The following is a 20157-nucleotide window of genomic DNA, read 5'->3' as shown; positions in this document are numbered from 1 at the left end:
TTAATCCATTATAAAATGGCAGAGCAAGAAAACAAATTCAATTTTTCTGAAGAGCAGTCCGTCGATAAGGAGAAAGCTGTTGAAGAAAAAAAACAGGCAGTAAAAGAAGATGCTAAAGGCTTATTTGCAAGCATAAAGACTTTTATGGTTGAACTTCTAAGCTTTAGAGATGATACAGATAGAGATGCAACTATTGAGGCTATAAAAGCAGACATTCCGTTTAAAGGAGCAACCGCTTGGATTTTAGTTTGTTCAATTATGGTGGCTTCAGTTGGTCTTAATGCCGATTCTACAGCTGTGGTTATTGGAGCTATGTTAATATCACCACTAATGGGACCAATACTTGGTATTGGTATGTCTCTAGCTATTAATGATATAGATACTTTAAAAAAGTCGCTAGTTAATTTAACGACCATGATTGTGTTAAGCTTATTAACGGCATTTTTGTTTTTTTGGTTATTTCCAGGAGGTGAGTTTAAAACAGATGAACTTTTTGGTCGAGTAACACCAGATATTAGAGATGTGCTTATTGCTTTTTTTGGAGGATCGGCATTAATTATTGCTAGAACTAAAAAAGGTACTATAGCTTCTGTAATTTTTGGTGTAGCAATAGCTACAGCTTTAATGCCTCCGTTATGTACGGCAGGCTATGGTTTGGGTATAGTTTTTAGAGGAGGAGATGATGTTTCACTTGGATGGAACTATTTCTTAGGGGCAATGAACCTATTTACTATTAACACCATATTTATTGCTATAGCAACATTTATTGTACTTAAGGTATTGCGTTTTCCGATGATACGTTATGCAAATTCAGCAAAACGAAGACGAATTGCGAGGTTTGCTGCTTTAATAGCAATTTTAGTAATGATATGGCCAATTAAAACATTTGTAAATGTTTTGAGATTAAGCGGTTGTGAAAATGATTATGAACGTTATGAAAAATATGAAGTAAAAGATAACCATGAACTCTGGTTTCAACAAGGTATACTAAATTACGAAGAGAAGAAGATTACATTGTATTTTAATGATGAAATAACTCTGGCTACTGAAGCTTACCTAAAAAATGGTTTAAGGCGTTATGATAAAATAAAAGATTTTGAATTGATTATTAACGGGAACAAAAACCGAAGTATCGATAAAATTTCTGATGCTTATGATAGAGCGATACAGCAAATAGATGGAAAGGATAATATTATTTCAGGGTTACAAAGTCAGATTGATAACTTGGAATCTGAAATTACCAATTTAAATCAAGAGATAGAGCAGAATAGTGCTAATGAAAATTCGGTATCATTTACAAATTTGGCTAAAGATGCTAAAATAAGATTTAACGATTTACAATATTTTAGCTATGCAGAAATGTTAGAATCTAAAGATTTTATAAATATAGATACACTAGCCGTTGCTAATGTAAAATGGAATAATACACTTAACGATAGCCTTATGTCAATTAAGGAAAAAGAACTAAGTGCTTGGTTAAGGCAAGAAATAAAGTCAGATACTATAGTGATTAAAAGAAATTAAGCATTCTCTTCTAAATACATGCGTCTTACTTTTTTAAACAAGTTAGATGAGTAAACAAAGTTAGTTACAGCTTCATTATCTGTTTTAAAAATAGTTTTATTAGAACCTTCCCATTCTTTTAAACCATCTTTTAAAAACACAATTTTCTCACCTATTTCCATTACAGAATTCATATCGTGAGAGTTAATTACCGTAGTAATATTAAATTCGTCCGTAATCTCTTGAATTAAATTATCAATAACAATAGAAGTTCTTGGATCTAAACCAGAGTTAGGCTCGTCACAAAATAAATATTTAGGATTATTTACAATAGCTCTTGCTATAGCAACACGTTTTTGCATACCTCCAGAAGCTTCACTAGGCATCTTTTTATGGGCATCACTGAGATTAACACGGTTTAATACCACATTAACACGATCTTCCATTTCGCTTCTACTTTGTTTGGTGTACATACGTAATGGAAACATTACGTTTTCGGCAATAGTCATAGAATCAAATAAAGCACTACCTTGAAATACCATGCCTATTTCAGCTCTTAAATCTCGTTTTTGATTAGCGTTTAATTCTATATATTTTTTTCCATCATACGATATGCAACCATCTTCATACTCAAACAATCCTAATAGGCATTTTAAAAATACTGTTTTCCCTGATCCACTTTGCCCAATAATAAGATTTGTTTTTCCTTTTTCAAAAGTAGTATTAATGCCCTTTAAAATTTGGTTCTCTCCAAATGATTTAAATATGTTATCTACTATGATCATTAACTTAAAAGCAATTGAGTTAATATATAATTTAAAAGTATAATAAATACACTTGTCCAAACAAACGATGTCGTACTTGCTTTACCAACCTCTAGAGCTCCACCTTTCATATAATAACCATGAAATGATGGGATTGTAGCCAAAAGAAAAGCAAAGATTAATGTTTTAAGAAATGCATATACAATATGAAATGGAATAAAATCGAGTTGTACACCTGTTATATATACATCCATAGGTGCATAACCACCATATACACTAGCAATAAGACCTCCTGAAATTCCTAAAAACATAGCAATAGCAATTACAAAAGGGTACAACATTAGTGCAATAAACTTAGGGAAAATAAGATAGTTTAGAGAATTAACACCCATAACTTCTAAAGCATCAATCTGTTCGGTAACACGCATTGTACCAATACTAGATGTTATAAAAGAGCCAACTTTACCAGCCATAATTATAGAGATAAATGTTGGAGCAAACTCTAATATTATAGATTGCCTTGTTGCAAAACCAATTAAATGTAAAGGGATAAGCGGATTGTTTAAATTTAATGCAGTCTGAATGGTTACAACACCACCAACAAAGAAAGATATAAACGCTACAATACCTATAGATCCAATAACAAGATCATCAATGTCTTTAAGGATTAAAGAACGCATAACGGACCATTTTGTTGGTTTCCGAAACATATCTTTAATCATTAAAAAATAAAGGCCTATACTTTGAAGATAACTCATCTTTAATTTTACTATCGCTAAATTATGAAAATCTATGGGTAAATTAACGCTAAATTAAATTAAGATCTCTTAAAATCCGTATTTTTGATATTGAATTAATTTCTCTTACGAATGAAAAATGCATTCTTACTTATAATCATCTGCTTTAGTTTCACTTTTTCTAAAGCACAATCTAATGAAAAACCGAAACTTGTAGTTGGTATTGTAGTTGACCAAATGAGATACGATTACCTCACAAGATTCGATGCTAAATACGGCAATGGCGGTTTTAAACGTATGATGAATGAAGGTTTTAATTGTAAAAACAATCACTTTAATTATATTCCAACTTATACAGGTCCAGGGCATGCAGCCGTTTATACTGGCACAACTCCCAAATACCATGGTATAATTTCTAATAATTGGTACGATAAAGTTGAAAAAAAATCAGTGTACTGTGTTAATGATGATAGTTTTAATCCAGTCGGTACAGAAGATAAATACAGTAGAGTTTCGCCTAATAGAATGACTGTTACTACGGTTACAGACCAATTGCGTTTACATACGCAACAACGTTCTAAAGTTATAGGAATAGCCATGAAAGATAGAGGAGCAGTATTACCTGCTGGACATTCCGCAAATGCAGCTTATTGGTTTCAAGGAAAAGGAGAGGGCAATTGGGTTACAAGCTCGTATTACATGGAAGAACTTCCACAATGGGTTAAAACATTTAATGACTCTAAAGTTACTGAAGATTATTTAAAACCCTGGAATACCTTATTAGATATTAACACTTATACAGAAAGTGGTTTAGACTTAAATAATTTTGAAAATGGATTTAGAGGAAAAGAATCCGCTACATTTCCTTATGACTTAAAAGCTTTAAGTGAAGAGAATAACGGTTTTGATATTATAAAATCAACTCCATACGGAAACAGTTTAACTACGGACTTTGCTATAGCTGCTATTGATGGCGAAGATTTGGGAAAAGATAATGTTACTGATTTTTTAGCTATCAGTTATTCTAGTACGGACTATGTGGGTCATAATTTTGGTGTAAATGCTAAAGAAACAGAAGATACCTATTTAAGATTAGATAAAGATTTAGAGCGTTTATTTACGGTATTAGATACTAAAGTAGGTAAAGGCAATTACACCGTATTTTTAACGGCCGATCATGCTGCTGCCGATGTACCATCATTTTTACAGTCTCAAAAAATTGCCGCAGGCTATTACGATTTAAATGATTTTAGAAAAAAACTAAATGTGTTCTTAGCACGTACCTACGGAGCCTCAGATTTATTAGAATACGCTGGAGACTTTCAGATTTTTTTAAATAGAGCTAAGATTAAATCACTGAAATTAAATTTAGCTGAGGTACAAGAAGCTATTGTCAATGAAATTATAGATTACAAATTTATAGATAAAGCCTATTCGGCAACGGCAATGCGAAATACATCATATAACCATGGTATAGAACATTTATTGCAAAATGGCTATCACCAAAAAAGATCTGGTGATGTTTTAGTTGTTTTAAGCCCATCTGTAATATCGTATTCTAAAAAAGGAACAACACATGGTTCTGGTTATACCTATGATACACATGTACCTTTATTATTATTCGGAAAAGGGATAAAGCAAGGAGAAACACTTCAAAAAACAAGAATAACAGATATAGCACCAACCATTTCAGCACTTTTAAATATTGCATTTCCTAATGCAGCAACGGGACAACCTTTAGGATTTGTTTTGGATTAAAAACCAACTTAAGATTAATAAAAAGAAATGTTAGCTAGCTAACATTTTGTAAATGAGAGATGTTATATTTTAGATGAGTAAATATTATTGCTATTAATCATTTACATTTACTAACCTAAAAAAGGAAGACTATTTAAGTCTTCCTTTTGTTTTTATACCTTTCCAGCGTAGTTGTCGTATAAATTTGCCTTGGTCTTCATCTACTAAAAATTCTAAAGACTTAGCTTTCGCTTTAAAATACCCATTCATATAATCTTTAAATAATCTAAAACTTCTTTTTTTATAAGCCAGTTTTAAAGCGGAGATTAATGTAAGGGTAAAACCATAACGCATTTTATACATAGCTTCTCCTTGTAAAAATTTAGAAGCTTTATTGTAAGATTGGCCTGTGGGTTTTAAATGTTTAACATGCAGCGACTCGTCTGTTAAGAGTTCCCAATTGTAGTATTTAGCTAAAAGTTCATCTACAGTATCCCAACCCATAGATGCTTTTAATTTTCCTATTTGCTCAAAGCAATCTTTTCTATAGGCTTTAAGCGCACCGCGGATATGATCTTTGTTAGTTAAGTTTTCTAGGATCCATTGGTCATTTTTTTCAATATAACAGAAGCCAGCAGCCATACCAAGTTTGTCATTTTTTTGAAAATGAATAGCGATAACTTCTAGGTAGTTTTTTGGAAAGATTAAGTCAGCATCAAATTTACAGATAATGTCATAGGTATTATTTAATTGGTTTAAACCTTTATTAAACGCATTAATGATTTTTGATCCAGGTAAATGTGTGTTTGAAGATGTTATATTTAGAAGAGAAATCCAGGAATGTTTTTCAGTAAAGCCTTCAACAACTTTTTTTGTATTATCAGTAGAATTATCATTAACTACAATAACCTGTTTAGGTAATAAGTTTTGTTCTACTAATGATTGAAGCGTTAACCCAATAAAATGGGCTTCGTTATGCGCCGGAATGATAATAGAAATATTCAAAGCTTAAGAATTTCTTGTGGCATAAACAATATAATATCGAGGAGTAAAATGACGTAAAATAGGACGAAAACCAATTTTTTTTGTAGGATTTGTCCATTTACTTCTGGCTTTAATTTCCCAACCTGTTTTTTCTAATAACCAATCGAGTTGCCAATCTTCAAATTCATGATAATGACGATCTCTAAGATCTGTTTTACTTCGATATGCGGAAGAAAACCATAAGTTTAATGGTACGCTAATTACTAATTTTTGCGCTTTAATAGACTTTAAAACTTCGTATGGAGAAAGTAGATGTTCAAATATTTCAAATGCTGTAATGACTGTTGCATTAGAATTTTCAATAGCACTACGATCTTCATCTAAATCTTCTCCATTTGTATTCTCAACCGAATATCCTTCCGAAATCATAATTTCAGAAAATGGATTTTTAACTCCCAAATCTAGTATAGATTCAGAATTAGGAACATGAGTTCTTAAAAATTCTAAAGTAAGTTTATAGCGTTTATTAGGAAAAGTGCCTTCGTACAAGGAAAATGATTTTTATTCCCACGAAAGTGAGATTATAATTAATGTTTATATATAATAGCGTTGATATTCATTCCTGCTCCAACACTTGCAAATATAATAATATCACCTTTATTTATATGCTGGTCTTCAAGTTGACCTTTTAATATCATATCATAAAGCGTAGGCACAGTTGCAACACTCGAATTGCCCAATAAGCCAATAGTCATAGGCATAACACCTTCTGGCATTTCCATATTATGAAGTTTGTAAAAACGTTTTACAATAGCTTCATCCATTTTTTCATTGGCTTGATGGATTAATATTTTTTTAACATCGTTAATGGAAATATCTGTTTTTTCTAAACACGATTTTAAGGCTAATGGTACATTTGTTAGTGCAAACTCATATATTTTACGCCCATACATTTTTATGTATTTACGTTGATCTTTACTTTCAGGATGGTTAGTTTTTCCAAAGTATATAAAATGTGCCTCATCTAAGGTAAATGTAGCTGTTTCATGAGCAATGATTCCTCCTTCATCAGAAGTTTCTTCAATAATAATTGCTCCAGCACCATCACTGTAAATCATAGAATCTCTATCGTGTCTATCTATAACCCGAGATAGTGTTTCAGAACCAACAACCAAACAACGTTTAGCAATACCAGACACAATAAATGCATTGGCTTGTATAACTCCTTCTATCCAACCAGGGCAACCAAAAAGTATATCATAAGCAACACACTTAGGGTTTTTAATTTTCAATAAATGTTTAACACGAGATGCAATGCTAGGAACAGTATCACTTTGCTCTGTATTATGCTTAATATCTCCATAATTATGTGCAACAATGATATAGTCTATATCTTCTTTGCTAATTTTAGCATCTTCAATAGCTTTTTCTGCAGCAAAGAATGCGATGTCAGAATTTAGTAATTCATCTTTAATATAACGTCTTTCTTCTATACCAGTAATGGCTTTAAATTTTTCTATAATAACTTTATTACAATTATTTATAGAAGATCCGTCAGCATTTAAGAATTCATGATTGTAGAAATCTTCATTCTTTTCAATAGTGCATGGTAAATAACTTCCTGTTCCCGTAATTCGGATTGACATTCTAAAAGTTTTATGGTTGTATGACGAATCTAATTAATATTATGTTGTTTAAGCTTTAATTGGCTTTAAAATCAGTTATTTTTTAATAATTCGTAATATAAATCGATATTTATATGAATATCATAAAAAAGCGTCATTTTATGACGCTTTTCAAAATTTCATATTTCAAAATTTTTAAGCTTCCATATAAGTTTCTATTGGAGCACAACTACAGATTAAATTTCTATCTCCAAAAGCTTCGTCAACACGTCTTACTGTAGGCCAAAATTTATTGCTGGCTACATAGTCTAATGGAAAAGCTGCTTCTTGTCTTGAGTATGGAAACAACCATTCGTCAGAGGTTAGCATTGCCAAAGTATGTGGTGCATTTTTTAATACATTATTAGGATTATCTTTGGAAGCTCCTTCTATTTCTTTTCGGATTGAAAGCATAGCATCACAAAAACGATCCATTTCAACTTTACTTTCGCTCTCTGTTGGTTCTATCATCATAGTACCTGCTACAGGAAATGATACTGTAGGAGCATGAAAACCATAATCCATTAAGCGTTTAGCAATGTCAGTAACTTCTATACCATTAGCTTTAAAATCACGACAATCTATAATCATCTCATGAGCAGCTCTACCATTTTCTCCAGTATATAGTGTTGGATAATAACCTTCTAAGCGTTCTTTTATATAATTGGCATTAAGGATAGCAACTTCAGTTGCTTGTTTTAAACCTTTAGCACCTAACATTTTTATATAACCGTAAGAAATAATACATGCTAAAGAAGAGCCAAAAGGTGCTGCAGATATTGCAGTAATAGCATTGTCTCCTCCTGTTTTTATAATTGGATTACCTGGTAAAAAAGGAACTAATTGCTCAGCAACGCATATTGGGCCAACACCAGGGCCACCACCACCGTGAGGTATAGCAAATGTTTTATGTAAGTTAAGGTGGCATACATCTGCACCAATATTTCCTGGATTGGTTAATCCTACTTGCGCATTCATGTTAGCTCCATCCATATATACTTGACCACCATTATCATGAATAATTTGAGTAATCTCTCTAATAGCAGATTCGTACACTCCGTGTGTAGATGGATAGGTTACCATTAATGCAGATAAATTATCGGCATGTAATTCGGCTTTTTCTCTTAAATCGTAAACATCAATATTGCCTTCTTCAGTAGCTTTAGTAACAACAACTTTCATCCCTGCCATAACCGCACTAGCTGGATTTGTACCATGAGCAGACGATGGAATTAAGCAAATGTTCCTATGATGATCTCCACGAGACTCGTGATAAGCTTTAATAACCATTAAGCCGGCAAACTCTCCTTGTGCTCCAGAATTAGGTTGCAATGATGTACCTGCAAATCCTGTAATTTCAGTAAGCTGATCTTCTAAAGTGCTTAGCATTGTAGTATAACCTTTTGCTTGCTCAACAGGAACAAAAGGATGTATATTTCCCCAATTTCCCCAACTTAATGGTAACATTTCTGAGGCTGCATTTAATTTCATTGTACAAGATCCTAATGATATCATCGAATGATTTAATGCTAAATCTTTTCGTTCTAAACGCTTAATATAACGCATCATTTCAGTTTCAGAATGATAACTATTAAACACATCAAAAGTTAAGAAATCGGATTGACGTTGAAGAGCTTCAGGAATCGTATTTGTATCAGAAATACCAGTTATTTTATCTGTTGATTTTTGAGTAATTGTTTCAAAAATTGAAAGAATAGTATTTAAATCTGAAATGGAAGTGGTTTCATTAATAGAAATAGTTACCGTTTCAGAATTAGGATAAAAGAAATTAACACCTCTTTTTTCTGCTTCAACTTTTACCAAATCTGCATTTGTTTTAATTTGAAGTGTATCAAAATAATGCGAATTTAGTTGTGCGACTCCTAAATGTTCTAAAGCAGCGGCCAAAGTGGCTGCACTGTTATTAACTTTATTGGCAATAAATTCTAAGCCTTTAGGACCGTGATATACAGCGTACATACCAGCCATAACCGCTAATAAAACTTGAGCGGTACATATATTAGAAGTTGCCTTATCTCGTTTAATATGTTGCTCACGTGTTTGAAGTGCCATACGCAAAGCTCTATTGCCGTTAGTGTCTTTAGTAACACCTATAATACGACCAGGGACATCACGTTTGTATTTTTCTTTAGTTGCAAAATATGCCGCATGAGGTCCGCCATATCCCATTGGAATACCAAAACGTTGTGTGGTTCCTAAAACAACATCAGCACCAAATTTACCTGGAGCTTCTAGTTTAACAAGGCTTAAAATATCAGCAGCAACGGCAACTTTTATGGCAACAGCATTTGCTTTTTCTATAAACGACTTTATATCTGTAATTTGTCCATTCTTTCCAGGATACTGTACTAAAGCTCCAAAGAAATCTTCAGAAAAATTGAAATCTGATTCATTTCCAATAACAAGTTCTATACCAATAGGATTAGCTCTTGTTTCTAGTAGCGAAATGGTTTGTGGTAAAACTAAATTAGAAACAAAAAACTTGTTAATACCAGCTTTTTTTTGCGCTCTTTCTCTTACCGCAAAAAGTAGACTCATAGCTTCAGCAGCAGCAGTACTTTCATCTAAAAGTGATGCATTGGCTATCTCCATACCCGTTAAATCAATTGCCATGGTTTGGTAGTTTAGTAATGCTTCTAAACGTCCTTGGGCAATTTCTGCCTGATATGGCGTGTAAGCTGTATACCAACCAGGGTTTTCTAAAATATTACGTTGTATTACTGAAGGCAAATTTGCAGGATGATATCCTAAACCGATATAAGATTTAAAAACTTGGTTGTGTTGAGATAATTCGTAAATATGAGAAAGGTAATCCTGTTCACTCATGGCTTCGTCTAAATCTAAATCTGATTTAAGACGTATGTCTGCCGGTACCGTTTGTGATACCAATTGGTCAATACTTGTAGAACCGATAGTGTTTAACATGGCCTTTTGTTCTTCGGAATTTGGGCCAATATGTCTAAGTGCAAAAGAAGTTGTGTCCATTCTTTAAAATTGCTAATTTTTTGATATGCAAAAATACGCAATTACCTATTTTATTTAGTTAAGGAAGACTAAAGTTTTTAACTGAAATAAGCTATTATTAACACTTTGATTATTTTTACATTATGAAGCCCTTGCAAAACATATTCAACTTTTATATTAATAGTAGTATTCATGTAGCTTTAGCGGTATATGCATTAACATGGATAACTTTAATTGAGTATGGTTTTGAGTACGATAAGGAGTTACTCTATTTTGTGTTTTTTGCAACGATAACTGGTTATAATTTTATTAAATATTTTGGAGTTGCTAAATTTCATCATCGCAGTTTGGCAAAATGGCTTAAGATTATACAGTTATTTTCTTTAGGTTGCTTTTTGCTTATGTTATATTATGCGTTTGCGTTAGGAGTAAGGACTATAATAATTATAGCAATATTTGGGGGCATTACTTTTTTATATGCTATACCAATGTTACCAAAGCATATTCTATTAGATCAGCAACAAAATTTAAGAGAAATAGGAGGTTTGAAAATATATGTTATTGCGTTTGTTTGGGCTGGTGTTACCGTTCTTTTACCAATTCTACATTTAGAAACTCAAATAACTGTAGATGTAAGTATAAGTATAATTCAACGTTTTTTATTGGTATTAGTGTTAATGCTACCGTTTGAAATTAGAGATCTTAAATACGATAGCTTAAAATTAGCAACAATACCTCAAAAAATAGGAATAAAAAAAACCAAAGCTATCGGTGCTTTGGTCTTAATTATATTTTTTAATCTAGAATTTTTTAAAGATGAGATGCAAATATCCTTTATCGTTTCAACTTTAATATTAGTATTTTTTCTCTTATTATTTTTGATTTTTTCTAATAAAAATCAATCTAAGTATTATAGTGCGTTTTGGGTAGAAAGTTTACCTGTTTTTTGGTTAATGATCTTGTTGCTGCTTCACTAATTCTCTTTCAAAAACGTTTTGTAAATCCTCTTTAGCGGTAGCATCTAATGCTTGTACTTTAGGATTATTTACCAATTTAGTTAATTTAGTATTTTTTCTTGTGTATTGTCTACAAGCTCTGCAATAAATTAGGTGTATAGTTAACTTCACTTTTTCTAAAAAGCTAGCTTCTTTATACTGATTTTTATCACAGATATGATTTGCTTCGTGACATTCTAATTTTATATTACTCATAATTTTTTTAAAACCAATTTTTTTCCATACAACTAGCCATTGCGGTTCTAGCTCTATGTATAATTACCCAAAGGTTAGACGCAGTAATATTTAGTTCATTACAAATGTTTTCAGTTTCATGACCTAAAATAGTTTTCATTTTAAAAACTTTAGCTTGCTTTTCTGGCAATTTAGATAAACATTCGTGTATAGCAGTGCCTAATTCTGTGTTTTCTATTTTGTCTTCAGCAGTTTTGTCAAAAGGATCCGCAACGCGTTCTTCTAACCAATCTCCTTCGGTTTCAGAATCACTGTTGTAAGACATTCTTACTTCAGCTTTTCCTTTATTAGAATTAATTTTGCGATAATGATCAATTATTTTTCGTTTTAAAATAGAAATCAACCAAGTGCGCTCACTAGCTTCACCTTTATAATTGGTCATGGATTTTAGTCCAGCCAAAAAAGTTTCTTGAACAAGATCTTGTGCTATCTCTCTATCACTAACACGAGTTATGGTGTAATTAAAAAGATAATCGGAATATAGGGTAATCCATTTATTAGGATCTAATTTGTGTTCGGCCATGATTAGGTTACAACGTTACAAGTTGTAAAAATACTATAAATAAATTGAAAATGTTAAAAAAGAGATGATGTGATTTTAACATTTTAAGAGTAATTTAATATTATAATAATTAATTAAGGTAGAAGGTAATTATGTATTAGGCATTGCTAATCTAATAACACCTAAAACTTCCCATATATACGCTTAATAATGAAGTAAATAAAAAACTTTTGAAGTTATGAAGCTTTTATGTAAAAATTATTGAAAAATACTTTAAAAAAGAATATTAAATATATAAAACTAATTTTTATAGATCCACTTATTTTATCAATCCAGCACGTCTAAGCAATGCTTCTGGTTTTGGTTCTTGACCTCTAAATTTCTTATACAGAGTCATCGGGTTTTGCGTTCCTCCTTGAGATAACACAAAGGCTTTAAATTTATCGGCAACGGTTTTATTAAAAATACCTTGGTCTTTAAAATATTCAAAGGCATCAGCATCTAAAACTTCTGCCCATTTGTAACTGTAATACCCAGAAGAATAACCGCCTTGAAATATATGTGCAAAAGAAGTACTCATGCAATTTTCTATCACATCTGGATAAAGACTAGTATCTCCAAAAGCTTTAGTTTCATAAGTTTTTACATTTTTAATGTTTGAAGTATCAACACCATGCCACGCCATATCGAGTAATCCAAAACTTAACTGACGCATGGTTTGCATACCTTCATGAAATGTAGAAGATGCTTTTATTTTTTCAATGAGTTCCATTGGAATCACTTCATCAGTTTTATAATGTGTAGCAAATAATTTTAAGGTATCTTCTTCGTAACACCAGTTTTCTAAAATCTGACTAGGCAATTCTACAAAATCCCAAAATACATTAGTACCAGATAAACTTGGGTAGGTTGTGTTAGCTAGCATACCATGAAGTGCATGTCCAAACTCATGAAACAATGTGGTAACCTCATTAAATGTTAGTAAAGAAGGTTTACTCTTAGTTGGTTTAGTAAAGTTGCAAACGATAGATACGTGCGGACGATGATTATGTCCACCTTTAATCATTTGTGGTTTATAAGACGTCATCCAAGCTCCATTACGTTTGCCAGCTCTTGGGAAGAAGTCTGCGTAAAAAATAGAAACCAATTCGCCAGTAGCATCTGTGACTTTGTATGTTAAAACATCATCATGGTATTTGTCTATAGTGTCAATCTCTTCAAATTGTAATCCGAATAATTTTTCAGCAACGGTAAATGCTCCATCAATAACATTTTCTAATTTAAAGTATGGTTTTAATTGCTCATCATCTAAACTAAATAGTTTTTGTTTCAACTTTTCAGAATAGTATGCAGAATCCCATTTTTGTAATTGGTCAATACCATCTAATTCTTTAGCAAAGTTTTCAAGATTTTTGAATTCTTCTTTTGCTGCTGGTTTAGCTTTTTCTAATAGTTCGTTTAAAAAAGAATTCACCTTTTCTGGTGTTTCCGCCATACGCTCTTCTAGTACAAAATGAGCATGTGTTTTGTAGCCTAAAAGCTTTGCACGCTGAAATCGTAAATTAGCAATGCGTAACACAATATCTTGATTATCTAGATCATTATTATTAAAACCTTTACTGCCAAAGGCTTTAGATAGTTTTTTACGTAACTCACGATTGTCTGCGTAAGTCATAAACGGAATATAGCTTGGGTAATCTAATGTAACTAACCAACCGTCTTTTCCTTTGCTTTCTGCTAATTGTTTGGCAGCTTCTTTGGCACCTTCTGGCAAACCAGACAAATCAGATTTGTCTGTTAGATGCATTTCAAAAGCATTAGTTTCTGCTAAAATGTGCTCACCAAATTTTAATTTTAATTGACTAGATTCTTTATCAATAGCTCTAAGTTGTTCCTTTTTATCGTCGTTGAGGTTAGCTCCATTTCTAGAAAACCCTTTATATTTTTTATCGAGAAGTGTAGTTTGTTCTATTGTTAAATCTAAAGTTGATTTAGAATCATAAACGGCCTTAACGCGTTTAAATAAAGCTTCGTTTAACGTTATATCATTACTAAACTCAGAAAGTAATGGAGAAACGTCTTGAGCAATTTTTTGAATAGCATCGTTAGTTTCAGCTGAGTTAAGGTTAAAGAAAATACTAGATATTCTATCTAATTCTTCACCAGAATAATCTAAGGCTTCAATAGTGTTCTTAAATGTTGGTGTATCAGAGTTGCTAGTAATAGCATCAATTTCGGCACGCGCGTTCTCTATAGCAATTTTAAATGCAGGAAGGAAATCTTCATCTTTAATATCAGAAAATGGAGCTGTGCTGTATGGTGTGTTGAATTTAGAATTTAGAATATTCATTTTATAATATAGATAAAGTATAATTTCATTTATAGGCTTTGATTATGTTTAATTAACCAACATAATTTGTTTTATTTTAAATCCTTAGCTGATTCTATAACTTTAGCTTTCAAACCTTCTTTATAAACTAAAACTTTATCTAAAACACATTGATCGCTGCTACCAATAATTTGAGCAGCTAAAATTCCTGCGTTTTTAGCTCCGTTTAAAGCTACTGTAGCCACAGGAACTCCACCAGGCATTTGTAGTATAGATAATATAGAATCCCAGCCATCAATTGAGTTGCTACTTTTTACAGGAACACCAATAACAGGTAATGGAGATAAAGACGCTACCATACCAGGTAAATGTGCAGCTCCGCCAGCACCAGCAACAATAACTTTAATGCCACGCGTATGCGCATTTTTACTGTAATCAAATAATTTTTCAGGTGTGCGATGTGCTGAAACAATATCAACTTCAACTTCAATATCAAATCCTTTTAAAATGTCAATAGCGTCTTGCATTACTGGCAAATCGCTTTTGCTACCCATTATTACGCCTACTTTACTCATAATTTATTTGCTAATTACTTCGATTGTTTGTTTTACTTTTCCTGCTATTTCTCTGGCTTTATTAATGTCTTTGTCTACGATAGTTACATGTCCCATTTTACGAAATGGACGTGTTTGTTTTTTGCCATAGATATGAGGTGTTACGCCATCCATAGCCATAATAGTTTCAATATTTTTATAGTGTACATTACCAGTATGGTTTTCTGCACCAACTAAATTTACCATAACTCCGGCAACTTTGTTATCTGTATTACCTAAAGGTAAGTTTAAAATAGCTCTTAATTGTTGCTCAAATTGAGAGGTGTAACTACCTTCAATACTGTAATGCCCAGAATTATGAGGTCTTGGAGCTACTTCATTTACTAGAACATTATCATCTTTGGTAAGAAACATCTCTACAGCTAAAAGACCAACATGTTTAAAAGCTGTAGCAACTTGTAAAGCTAAATCTTCAGCTTTTTTAGTAATAGCGTCAGGCAAACGAGCAGGACATAAAACATATTCTACTTGGTTAGCTTCAGGATGAAACTCCATTTCTACCGTCGGATAGGTTTTTATTTCACCATCTGCATTTCTAGCAACGATAACAGCCAATTCGTTTTTAAATGGAATAAGCTCTTCGGCTATACATTCTACATTTGGGAGTTGCTCTAAATCCGATATTTGTCGTATCACTTTTACACCATTACCATCATAACCAAATCGTGCACTTTTCCATACAAATGGTAAATTTAATCCACCATGATTTATAGCTTCTTTAATTTCTGAAGTATATGCAAAACGAAAAAAAGGAGCCGTTGGAATACCATTATCAGTATAAAACAATTTTTGTGTGGCTTTGTTTTGAATGGTGCGTAATGTTTTTGAAGACGGATATACTTTTATGCCTTCCTGCTCAAGAGTCTCTAAGGCATCTACATTAACATTTTCAATTTCAAAAGTAAGTACGTCTACTTGTCGTCCAAAATTTAATACGGTTTCATAATCTAAAATATCACCCTGTATAAATTCGTCACAGGCTAAACGCGATGGAGCGTCAGCGCTAGAATCAATAACTTTAGTGTAGATATCAAATTTTCGTGTATTGTAAAGCATCATTTTGCCTAACTGTCCACCACCTAAAATACCGAGTTTAAATTGAGAAGAGAAGTAGTTCATATTTACTTTCCACAAAAGCGGAAATCTTTTAAAAATTCAACTTTATTTCAATGCAAAAATAAGCTAATTATAGAAGAAACTTCTAAAATCGCAAATCAAAAATCGTCAATCGCCAATCAAATGATTATCTTTGCATCTTTAAATTAAAAACTAGTGCTTAAGCTTCACGATTTACATTTTAAACCCTTTATTTCTGAACAAGAAATAACTGACGTTGTAGAGCGTATGGTTAATGATATTGCAGGAGATTTAAAAGATGAAATGCCAATTTTTATAGGCATTTTAAATGGATCTTTTATGTTCGTTAGCGATTTTGTAAAAAAATATCCGCATCCATGTGAAGTCACTTTTATAAAATTAGCATCTTACGAAGGATTAAAATCTACAGAAGACATTCAACGTTTAATAGGATTGACTCAAGATTTAACAGGTAGAACAGTAGTTATTTTAGAAGATATTATCGATTCTGGGAATACTTTAGAAGAGGTACATCGTATTTTTAGAAATGAAAATGTAAAGCAACTTATAATTGCGACTTTGTTCTACAAACCTGAAGCTTATAAAAAAGATTTTAAACTAGATTATGTAGGTCTAGAAATCCCAAATAAATTTATTGTTGGTTACGGTTTAGACTATAATGGTCTTGGGCGCGATTTGCCAGAAGTATATCAATTAAAAACAACACAACACATGACAAACATAGTGCTATTTGGTCCTCCTGGTGCAGGTAAAGGAACACAAGCAAATTTTCTGAAAGAAAAATACGATTTGGTACATATCTCTACAGGTGACGTCTTTAGATATAATATAAAGAATGAAACTGCTTTAGGAATGCTTGCTAAATCTTATATGGATAAAGGTGAGTTGGTGCCAGATAAAGTAACTATAGATATGCTTAATGCAGAAGTTGAGAAAAATGCAGATGCTAATGGATTTATTTTTGACGGATTTCCAAGAACAAATGAGCAAGCTAAAGCTTTAGCGGATTTAATGGATTCTAAAGATTCTCAAATTAATGCTATGATTGCTCTAGAAGTAGACGATGAGGTGTTGGTAGAACGTTTATTAGAGCGTGGTAAAACTAGTGGAAGAGCTGATGATGCAGACGAAGATATTATTAGAAATAGAATAAAAGAGTATTATACCAAGACAGCAATACTTAAAGAATATTACTCAGAACAAAATAGGTATTTTGGAGTTGATGGTGTTGGTAGTATAGAAGCTATTACTGAGCGTTTGAATAAAGTAATAGATTCATTATAAATTCAGAGGAGTTTAAACTTTAAACTTTAAACTTAGAACTTTAAACTCAATCATGACTGAAGGCAATTTTGTTGATTATGTAAAAATGCATGTCTCTTCTGGAAACGGAGGAAAAGGCTCTGTGCATTTACATCGAGAAAAATATATCACTAAAGGTGGTCCAGATGGAGGAGATGGTGGTCGTGGTGGTCATGTTATTCTTAGAGCTAATGAAAATCTTTGGACACTGTTACATTTAAAATTTAAACGTCATGCACGTGCTGGACATGGAGCACATGGTAGTAAGAGCAGAAGTACGGGTGCAGATGGCGAAGATGTGTATTTAGATGTGCCATTAGGCACTGTGGTTAGAGATACCGAAACCAATACAATACTTTTTGAAATTACAGAAATAGGTGAGGAGCGCATTATAGCTGAAGGAGGAAAAGGAGGTCGTGGCAATTGGCATTTTAAGAGTTCGACAAATCAAACTCCAAGATACGCTCAACCAGGAATGCCTCTTGAAGAAAGAGACATTACACTAGAATTAAAAGTTTTAGCAGATGTTGGCTTAGTTGGTTTTCCAAATGCAGGTAAATCTACATTATTGTCAGTAATGACCTCTGCAAAACCTAAAATAGCAGATTATGAATTTACAACACTTAAACCCAATTTAGGGATTGTAGAATATCGCGATTTTCAATCGTTTGTTATGGCAGATATTCCAGGAATTATTGAAGGAGCTGCTGAAGGTAAAGGGTTAGGCTATTATTTTTTAAGACATATTGAACGTAATTCTATATTATTATTTTTAGTGCCTGCAGATGCTGAAAATATAGCAAAACAATATGAAGTGCTTGTAGATGAGTTAAGACGTTACAATCCAGAAATGTTAGATAAAGAACGCTTTCTACTTGTTTCAAAATCCGATATGTTAGATGACGAACTTAAAACAGAATTAAAAACAGAACTAGATAAACAATTACTAGATATTAATTACATGTTTATGTCTTCTGTGGCGCATCAAGGTATTCAAGAGCTTAAAGATAAGCTTTGGAAGATGTTAAATAGTTAAAATCTAAAATTCTTTTTCATTTTTTACTATCTTTAAAAGAAAAAATGAAAAAGAATAAATTTTTAAAATTCTCAATTATCCTTTTACTATTTAGTTCATGTGGAGTTATTGTGAATTACGATTACGATAAAGACACTAATTTTTCAGAATATACAACCTATAATTATTTTTCTGATATCAAATCAGGTTTAAGTGAGTTTGATACCAGAAGACTTTATAGAGCATTAGATGCAAAGCTAGAGTCAATCGGAATTACAAAATCTGATAATCCTACTTTTTATATAGACATACAATCTAAAGTTATTGAAAGTAGAAGTAATAGCAATGTTGGCATAGGATTAGGAGGCACAGGACGAAATGTTGGAGGTGGAGTATCTATTGGAATCCCTGTAGGAGGAAATGCTCATAATAGAGAAATTGTTATAGAATTTGTAGATGATAATAACAATGAAAAAGTAATTTGGCAAGCTGTTAGTGCTGACACTTATGGGGCAGATTCAACACCCGAAAAACGCGAAGCAAAATTTATAGCATTGGTTGAAAAAATATTTAAAAAGTATCCTCCTAAGAAATAAACGTATTCACTTTTATTCTATAAAACCAAACAAAAATTAACATAATATGAAAAAACGAATAATTTATGCTACAATCTTATTTATAGGATTTGTATGTAACACTTATGCCCAATATGCTATTAAACCAGAAAAAGGATATTCTCAAGATATCGGAAATATGATATCTATGTTAGATAATCTTAAAACTAGAGTAGAAAACAATGTGAAAGATTTAGATGTAAAAGGAACAGATTTTCTTTTAGATGAAAATGCTAATAGTCCAGGAGCAATTATTTATCACTTAGCAGCGACTGAAGCATATTACCAAGTTTATACATTTGAGAAGCGACAGTTTAATAAGGAAGAAGAAGCGAAATGGGGAACAGCATTAAGTTTAGGAGATAAAGCAAGAGCTGAATTTAAAGATAAGCCGATACAGTATTATATGGATATTTATGATGAAGTTAGAGCTAAAACTAAAGAGTTATTGAAGACTAAAGATGATAAATGGTTTACTAAAGAAAATGGTGGCTTGACAAATCATTTTTCTTGGTTTCATGTTATGGAGCATCAAGCAAACCATATGGGACAATTGGCATTAATTACTAAACGGATAAATTAAAATCATTTGATATGATGATATAAAAAAAGAGGCAAATTTGCCTCTTTTTTTATAAATATTTTTAGCTAAGTAAATCTTTATACTTGTCTTTATAACTAATTAGAGCAGCAATATTTAAAACTAATAATGCTAGCGCAGGAACAATATTTGCAGGATCTAAAACAGCATGGAATAATACAGCATTTACAGAAACACTCATTAATATAACTGCCATTAGAGCACCAAACTTATTAGTAATTAATGCTAAGCCAGTTACAACCTCTACAATACCAACTAGCATTAATGTTTTAGAAGATGTTAATGCTCCAAAATAAGCGCCTGCTTCAGGAGATAAACCTTCAAATGGAGGCAAGAAATCTAAGAATTTATTAGCTCCAAAGACTAAAACAAAAAGTCCAAGCAATATTCTTAGAATCATAAAAATTTTCGAATTCATAATTATATGTTTTATCAGTTAGTGCCTGAAAGGTACAAAA

Annotated in this window: 19 protein-coding genes; 7 read left to right on the top strand and 12 right to left on the bottom strand. The window is 32.0% G+C overall.

From position 1 onward, the window contains the following. Nucleotides 1-15 precede the first annotated feature (15 nt). A complete protein-coding gene (locus tag K8Z87_RS09095) occupies nt 16-1524 on the top strand; it encodes a DUF389 domain-containing protein (RefSeq protein WP_227477188.1) in 1509 nt (502 codons plus the stop codon). On the opposite strand, the gene K8Z87_RS09090 is transcribed toward K8Z87_RS09095, so the two are convergent. Further along, nucleotides 1521-2288 carry an ABC transporter ATP-binding protein gene (locus K8Z87_RS09090; RefSeq protein ID WP_227477187.1) on the bottom strand — a complete coding sequence of 256 codons (768 nt, stop codon included), beginning with the start codon at nt 2286-2288 and terminating at the stop codon, nt 1521-1523. The genes K8Z87_RS09095 and K8Z87_RS09090 overlap by 4 nt on opposite strands. Then, nucleotides 2288-3025 carry an MlaE family ABC transporter permease gene (locus K8Z87_RS09085; protein ID WP_227477186.1) on the bottom strand — a complete coding sequence of 246 codons (738 nt, stop codon included), beginning with the start codon at nt 3023-3025 and terminating at the stop codon, nt 2288-2290. Before K8Z87_RS09085 ends, K8Z87_RS09090 begins: the two co-directional genes overlap by 1 nt. Nucleotides 3026-3136: 111 nt before the next feature. On the opposite strand from K8Z87_RS09085, the gene pafA reads away from it, so the two are divergent. Further along, nucleotides 3137-4762, top strand: coding sequence for an alkaline phosphatase PafA (pafA, locus tag K8Z87_RS09080; RefSeq protein WP_227477185.1), 1626 nt, complete (start codon nt 3137-3139; stop codon nt 4760-4762). A gap of 129 nt (nt 4763-4891) precedes the next feature. On the opposite strand, the gene K8Z87_RS09075 is transcribed toward pafA, so the two are convergent. From K8Z87_RS09075 to gcvP, 4 genes are all read right to left on the bottom strand, one after another. Beyond that, complete coding sequence (locus K8Z87_RS09075) at nt 4892-5746, bottom strand: glycosyltransferase family 2 protein (RefSeq protein ID WP_227477184.1); 855 nt, start codon at nt 5744-5746, stop codon at nt 4892-4894. Nucleotides 5747-5749: 3 nt separating this feature from the next. Continuing rightward, on the bottom strand, nt 5750-6274 hold the full coding sequence (locus tag K8Z87_RS09070) for a class I SAM-dependent methyltransferase (RefSeq protein ID WP_227477183.1): 525 nt from the start codon (nt 6272-6274) through the stop codon (nt 5750-5752). 38 nt (nt 6275-6312) lie between these two features. Continuing rightward, nucleotides 6313-7371 (bottom strand): 3-oxoacyl-ACP synthase III family protein, encoded by a 1059-nt coding sequence (locus K8Z87_RS09065; RefSeq protein WP_227477182.1) that lies wholly within the window; start codon nt 7369-7371, stop codon nt 6313-6315. Between the two features lie 174 nt (nt 7372-7545). Beyond that, nucleotides 7546-10395 carry an aminomethyl-transferring glycine dehydrogenase gene (gene gcvP / locus K8Z87_RS09060; protein ID WP_227477181.1) on the bottom strand — a complete coding sequence of 950 codons (2850 nt, stop codon included), beginning with the start codon at nt 10393-10395 and terminating at the stop codon, nt 7546-7548. A 122-nt stretch (nt 10396-10517) separates the two neighbouring features. On the opposite strand from gcvP, the gene K8Z87_RS09055 reads away from it, so the two are divergent. Then, nucleotides 10518-11351 (top strand): UbiA prenyltransferase family protein, encoded by an 834-nt coding sequence (locus tag K8Z87_RS09055; protein ID WP_227477180.1) that lies wholly within the window; start codon nt 10518-10520, stop codon nt 11349-11351. On the opposite strand, the gene K8Z87_RS09050 is transcribed toward K8Z87_RS09055, so the two are convergent. The 5 genes from K8Z87_RS09050 to K8Z87_RS09030 form a co-directional block, all read right to left on the bottom strand. Then, nucleotides 11325-11585 (bottom strand): hypothetical protein, encoded by a 261-nt coding sequence (locus K8Z87_RS09050; protein WP_227477179.1) that lies wholly within the window; start codon nt 11583-11585, stop codon nt 11325-11327. The genes K8Z87_RS09055 and K8Z87_RS09050 overlap by 27 nt on opposite strands. A 7-nt stretch (nt 11586-11592) precedes the next feature. Then, nucleotides 11593-12147 carry a sigma-70 family RNA polymerase sigma factor gene (locus tag K8Z87_RS09045; RefSeq protein WP_227477178.1) on the bottom strand — a complete coding sequence of 185 codons (555 nt, stop codon included), beginning with the start codon at nt 12145-12147 and terminating at the stop codon, nt 11593-11595. Nucleotides 12148-12445: 298 nt separating this feature from the next. After that, the gene (locus K8Z87_RS09040) at nt 12446-14476 is read right to left on the bottom strand and encodes a M3 family metallopeptidase (RefSeq protein ID WP_227477177.1); all 2031 of its coding nucleotides are present in this window, start codon (nt 14474-14476) and stop codon (nt 12446-12448) included. Nucleotides 14477-14547: 71 nt separating this feature from the next. Beyond that, complete coding sequence (purE, locus tag K8Z87_RS09035) at nt 14548-15030, bottom strand: 5-(carboxyamino)imidazole ribonucleotide mutase (protein ID WP_227477176.1); 483 nt, start codon at nt 15028-15030, stop codon at nt 14548-14550. A gap of 3 nt (nt 15031-15033) precedes the next feature. Beyond that, entirely contained in the window at nt 15034-16188 is a 1155-nt protein-coding gene (locus K8Z87_RS09030) for a 5-(carboxyamino)imidazole ribonucleotide synthase (protein ID WP_227477175.1), read from the bottom strand. A 153-nt stretch (nt 16189-16341) separates the two neighbouring features. Here K8Z87_RS09030 and K8Z87_RS09025 point away from each other — a divergent pair, with 153 nt between their 5' ends. The 4 genes from K8Z87_RS09025 to K8Z87_RS09010 are packed head-to-tail and all read left to right on the top strand — an operon-like array spanning nt 16342 to nt 19681. Next, nucleotides 16342-17451, top strand: coding sequence for an adenylate kinase (locus tag K8Z87_RS09025; protein WP_227477174.1), 1110 nt, complete (start codon nt 16342-16344; stop codon nt 17449-17451). Between the two features lie 52 nt (nt 17452-17503). Next, nucleotides 17504-18505 (top strand): GTPase ObgE, encoded by a 1002-nt coding sequence (gene obgE, locus K8Z87_RS09020; protein ID WP_227477173.1) that lies wholly within the window; start codon nt 17504-17506, stop codon nt 18503-18505. 44 nt (nt 18506-18549) lie between these two features. Beyond that, nucleotides 18550-19080 (top strand): DUF4136 domain-containing protein, encoded by a 531-nt coding sequence (locus K8Z87_RS09015; protein WP_227477172.1) that lies wholly within the window; start codon nt 18550-18552, stop codon nt 19078-19080. Nucleotides 19081-19126: 46 nt separating this feature from the next. Beyond that, the gene (locus K8Z87_RS09010) at nt 19127-19681 is read left to right on the top strand and encodes a mycothiol transferase (RefSeq protein WP_227477171.1); all 555 of its coding nucleotides are present in this window, start codon (nt 19127-19129) and stop codon (nt 19679-19681) included. A gap of 61 nt (nt 19682-19742) precedes the next feature. Here K8Z87_RS09010 and K8Z87_RS09005 read toward each other — a convergent pair whose 3' ends face one another. Then, complete coding sequence (locus K8Z87_RS09005) at nt 19743-20117, bottom strand: DoxX family membrane protein (protein WP_227477170.1); 375 nt, start codon at nt 20115-20117, stop codon at nt 19743-19745. Nucleotides 20118-20157: the final 40 nt, after the last annotated feature.

Origin of the sequence: Winogradskyella immobilis (assembly GCF_021887715.1) — a bacterium.
Lineage (GTDB): Bacteria > Bacteroidota > Bacteroidia > Flavobacteriales > Flavobacteriaceae > Winogradskyella > Winogradskyella immobilis.
The sequence above is the reverse complement of the archived record's forward strand: the minus strand, read 5'-3'. Positions and strand labels throughout refer to the sequence as shown.

Bases quoted from the DNA above. Each gene is read 5' to 3' on its own strand.
- K8Z87_RS09095 (WP_227477188.1), top strand. From the start codon at position 16: ATGGCAGAGCAAGAAAACAAATTCAATTTTTCTGAAGAGCAGTCCGTC.
- K8Z87_RS09090 (WP_227477187.1), bottom strand. From the start codon at position 2,288: ATGATCATAGTAGATAACATATTTAAATCATTTGGAGAGAACCAAATT.
- K8Z87_RS09085 (WP_227477186.1), bottom strand. From the start codon at position 3,025: ATGAGTTATCTTCAAAGTATAGGCCTTTATTTTTTAATGATTAAAGAT.
- pafA (WP_227477185.1), top strand. From the start codon at position 3,137: ATGAAAAATGCATTCTTACTTATAATCATCTGCTTTAGTTTCACTTTT.
- K8Z87_RS09065 (WP_227477182.1), bottom strand. From the start codon at position 7,371: ATGTCAATCCGAATTACGGGAACAGGAAGTTATTTACCATGCACTATT.
- gcvP (WP_227477181.1), bottom strand. From the start codon at position 10,395: ATGGACACAACTTCTTTTGCACTTAGACATATTGGCCCAAATTCCGAA.
- K8Z87_RS09055 (WP_227477180.1), top strand. From the start codon at position 10,518: ATGAAGCCCTTGCAAAACATATTCAACTTTTATATTAATAGTAGTATT.
- K8Z87_RS09050 (WP_227477179.1), bottom strand. From the start codon at position 11,585: ATGAGTAATATAAAATTAGAATGTCACGAAGCAAATCATATCTGTGAT.
- K8Z87_RS09045 (WP_227477178.1), bottom strand. From the start codon at position 12,147: ATGGCCGAACACAAATTAGATCCTAATAAATGGATTACCCTATATTCC.
- K8Z87_RS09040 (WP_227477177.1), bottom strand. From the start codon at position 14,476: ATGAATATTCTAAATTCTAAATTCAACACACCATACAGCACAGCTCCA.
- purE (WP_227477176.1), bottom strand. From the start codon at position 15,030: ATGAGTAAAGTAGGCGTAATAATGGGTAGCAAAAGCGATTTGCCAGTA.
- K8Z87_RS09030 (WP_227477175.1), bottom strand. From the start codon at position 16,188: ATGAACTACTTCTCTTCTCAATTTAAACTCGGTATTTTAGGTGGTGGA.
- obgE (WP_227477173.1), top strand. From the start codon at position 17,504: ATGACTGAAGGCAATTTTGTTGATTATGTAAAAATGCATGTCTCTTCT.
- K8Z87_RS09015 (WP_227477172.1), top strand. From the start codon at position 18,550: ATGAAAAAGAATAAATTTTTAAAATTCTCAATTATCCTTTTACTATTT.
- K8Z87_RS09010 (WP_227477171.1), top strand. From the start codon at position 19,127: ATGAAAAAACGAATAATTTATGCTACAATCTTATTTATAGGATTTGTA.
- K8Z87_RS09005 (WP_227477170.1), bottom strand. From the start codon at position 20,117: ATGAATTCGAAAATTTTTATGATTCTAAGAATATTGCTTGGACTTTTT.